This window comes from Streptomyces sparsus, assembly GCF_054776295.1.
Map to the genome: position 1 here is coordinate 1 of NZ_BAAHCA010000598.1, position 3,076 is coordinate 3,076.

Sequence of the window (3,076 nt, forward strand, 5' to 3'; positions counted from 1 at the left end):
GGGCTCAGCGCCCGGCGTGGGCGATCGGGGGGCGGGCGTCGGACAGCACCGAGATGAGTGCGGCCGCGACCGTCGCCGCCAGCACCAGGGCGACGAGCAGGTGACCCGGCCCCAGCACCGCACGGGCGACCAGACCGCCCAGCACTCCCGCGAGGGTGCCCGTCACCAGCACCAGCGAGGACCGGCCGGCGAAGCGGTGCGGCAGCCAGTGCAGGGCCGCGCACGCCACGGCGAGACCGAGGATCATGGAGCTGAGTGCCTCCCCGAACACGGGCACCTCCTGGCCGGTGGGCATATCGGACTTCCCCGTACTACCCAGCGCGGCCGACACGCGAAACGGCGACCGGGAGGATTCATCTCCCGGCCGCCGTTCCCGGAGCCGACTGGCGGTGTGCGGGCGGTCAGCCGACGCCGAAGCCGACCTTCCGCGTCGACGGCTCACCGATGTCCACGTAGGCCAGCCGGTCCGCCGGAATCAGCACCTTGCGGCCGTTCTCGTCCGTGAGCGTGAGCAGACCCGACTTACCGGTCAGCGCGTCGGACACAGTGCGCTCGATCTCCTCGGCAGACTGCGTGCTCTCCAGCGTGAGCTCGCGGGGCGCGTGCTGCACGCCGATCTTGACCTCCACGGCAATGTCCTTCCGACGGTCAGGGGGTGCGCGGCCAACCGCGCTGTTCGCAGCACACATTAGCCCGCGGGAGGACCCGCGCGACGCGGGTGCGGCCACGCCGGGAGCGAACACCGCCCCGGGCCCGGCCGCCCCGCGTGGTCACTCGTGCAGCGGGAACCCGGCGATGCCCCGCCAGGCCAGGGACGCGATGAGCTGGGCCGCCGCGTCCCGCGGGATGCGCTGGCCCGATCCCAGCCAGTAGCGCGCCGTGATCTGCGCCATCCCGCACAACCCGACCGCCAGCAGCATCGACTGCTCACGCGGCAGGTCTGTGTCCTCGGCGATGACCTCGCACACCGCCTCGGCGCACTCCAGGCTGACCTTGTCGACCCGTTCGCGTACCGCCGGCTCGTTGGTCAGGTCCGACTCGAAGACGAGCCGGAACGCCCCGCCCTCGTTCTCCACGAAGCCGAAGTAGGCGTCCATGGTGGCGGCGACCCGGTGCTTGTTGTCCGTGGTGTTGCCCAGCGCCGATCGCACCGCCTGGAGCAGCGCCTCGCAGTGCTGGTCGAGCAACGCCATGTACAGGTCCAGCTTGCCGGGGAAGTGCTGGTACAGCACCGGCTTGCTGACGCCCGCCCGTTCGGCGATGTCGTCCATCGCCGCTGAGTGGTAGCCCTGCGCGACAAAAACCTCCTGCGCGGCTCCGAGCAACTGGTTGCGTCGGGCCCGGCGCGGCAGGCGAGTGCCTCGCGGGCGTGCCTCGGTCTGCTCGATGGCTGTCACGCCGCCTCCCAGGGTCGTGCTTGCGCGATGTGCGCCGCGCTGGCCATCGTACTTTTGAGTAACCGACCTGTGCGCGCCGTGGCCTGAGATTTTCATCCCTCGGACACCGCGCTGCCCCTTTTCACCGGTAATCGTCCTCATCGATCTCCACAATCCGGGCCTGTTCCGCGGCGTCTGCGTCGTTCACGGCGTCCGCCGGATCGATCGGGGCGCCGCTCGCACCGCCGCTCGCGCCCGTGCCCGCGTCGTCGTCGTCCGTGGGCAGCAACTCGGCCTGCTGCTCGGCGGCGTCCGCCTCCGGCACCGCCGGGTGGGTCCCGTCGTCGGCCGGGGTCTCGAAGGTGTCCGGGTCGGTGGGGTCAACGGTCATGACGGTCCCTCTTCTCTCGCGTTTCTCCGGTGTGGCCCACCGGGCTTTCCTGTGCACCGGCGCCGCTCTGTGACGGCGAACACACCTCGGGTCGGCGTGATCGGCCCGTAACATTGCGGCATGGCTTCCACTGACCAGTCGGGTACCCGGGCCGCCGTCCCGCAAGTCGTGCAGCCGCTGACGGAGGTCGCCGCCGGTGACGGGGAGGCGCTGCGCACCGTCTCACTGTCCGGCTCGACCCTCGCGGTGCGCACCCTGGCCGACCCTCCCCAGAACCGGGAGGAGCTGCCGCCCGCCCTCTACGTGCACGGCCTCGGCGGGTCCTCGCAGAACTGGTCGGCGCTGCTCGCGGAGCTCGCCGGCGACGTGGACGGCGAGGCCCTCGACCTGCCGGGCTTCGGGCACTCGGACCCTCCGCAGGACGGCAACTACTCCGTCACCGGGCACGCCCGGGCCGTCATCCGCTACCTCGACTCCACCGAGCGGGGGCCGGTCCACCTGTTCGGCAACTCGCTGGGCGGCGCCATCACCACCCGCGTCGCCGCGGTGCGGCCCGACCTGGTGCGCACCCTGACGCTGATCTCACCGGCGCTGCCCGAGCTGCGTCCGCAGCGCAGCGCGGTGCCGACCGCGCTGCTCGCGGTGCCGGGCGCGGCCCGCCTGTACGCCCGGGCGACCCGCGGTTGGACCGCCGAGCGCCGCACCCGCGAGGTGGTGCGCCTGTGCTACGGCGACCCGCAGGCGGCCTCGCCGGACGGCTTCGAGAGAGCGGTCAAGGAGTACGAGCGACGGCTCGAGCTGCCCTATTTCTGGGAGGTCCTGTCCCGGTCGGCGCGCGGCGTGGTGGATGCCTATACGCTGGGCGGCCAGCATTCGCTGTGGCGACAGGCCGAGCGGGTCCTCGCGCCCACCCTGCTCGTCTACGGGGGCCGGGACCGGCTGGTGTCGGTGCGGATGGCGGGCAAGGCGACCAGGAAGTACCGGAACTCCCGGCTGCTGGTCCTGCCCGACGCCGGGCACGTCGCCATGCTGGAGTATCCGGAGACGGTGGCGGGAGCCTTCCGTGACCTGCTCGCAGCAGCCGACACGGTCAGGAGTTGAAGCGACGCGTGGGACGCCACAGCCGCCCTCGTCGGACGGGCTCCGACGACACCGCTGACATACCGCGACAGTCCTCGGGGGAGCGGTCCGACGCGCCGCTCCCGCTGACCCCGCCCCAGGCTCCGCGTCCGCACCCCCGGACCACGCAGCACGTGCGCGGCGGCCACCCGCAGCACCCCGAGCCGGGCAGCGGGCCCTACGGCGGCTC

At 72.4% G+C, this 3,076-nt stretch carries 5 protein-coding genes and 1 pseudogene; 2 read left to right on the forward strand and 4 right to left on the reverse strand.

Annotation, left to right across the window (positions count from 1 at the left end):
* Positions 1 to 4: 4 nt before the first annotated feature.
* The 4 genes from ACYVE9_RS20795 to ACYVE9_RS20810 form a co-directional block, all read right to left on the reverse strand.
* Positions 5 to 295, reverse strand: a complete 291-nt coding sequence (locus tag ACYVE9_RS20795) for a hypothetical protein (protein ID WP_461029407.1) — start codon at positions 293 to 295, stop codon at positions 5 to 7.
* Between the two features lie 106 nt (positions 296 to 401).
* On the reverse strand, positions 402 to 629 hold the full coding sequence (locus ACYVE9_RS20800; RefSeq protein WP_461029408.1) for a DUF3107 domain-containing protein: 228 nt from the start codon (positions 627 to 629) through the stop codon (positions 402 to 404).
* 141 nt (positions 630 to 770) lie between these two features.
* Positions 771 to 1,397, reverse strand: coding sequence for a TetR/AcrR family transcriptional regulator (locus ACYVE9_RS20805; protein WP_461029409.1), 627 nt, complete (start codon positions 1,395 to 1,397; stop codon positions 771 to 773).
* Between the two features lie 121 nt (positions 1,398 to 1,518).
* A complete protein-coding gene (locus ACYVE9_RS20810; RefSeq protein ID WP_461029410.1) occupies positions 1,519 to 1,767 on the reverse strand; it encodes a hypothetical protein in 249 nt (82 codons plus the stop codon).
* Between the two features lie 120 nt (positions 1,768 to 1,887).
* Between ACYVE9_RS20810 and ACYVE9_RS20815 the strand changes: the two genes are divergently transcribed.
* Positions 1,888 to 2,868, forward strand: coding sequence for an alpha/beta fold hydrolase (locus ACYVE9_RS20815; protein ID WP_461029411.1), 981 nt, complete (start codon positions 1,888 to 1,890; stop codon positions 2,866 to 2,868).
* 8 nt (positions 2,869 to 2,876) lie between these two features.
* A pseudogene (locus tag ACYVE9_RS20820) lies at positions 2,877 to 3,076 on the forward strand (hypothetical protein); the annotation flags it as partial.

Excerpts from the sequence above, each read along its gene's own strand:
- ACYVE9_RS20815 (WP_461029411.1), top strand. The coding sequence starts at position 1,888 with ATGGCTTCCACTGACCAGTCGGGTACCCGGGCCGCCGTCCCGCAAGTC.
- ACYVE9_RS20795 (WP_461029407.1), bottom strand. The coding sequence starts at position 295 with ATGCCCACCGGCCAGGAGGTGCCCGTGTTCGGGGAGGCACTCAGCTCC.
- ACYVE9_RS20810 (WP_461029410.1), bottom strand. The coding sequence starts at position 1,767 with ATGACCGTTGACCCCACCGACCCGGACACCTTCGAGACCCCGGCCGAC.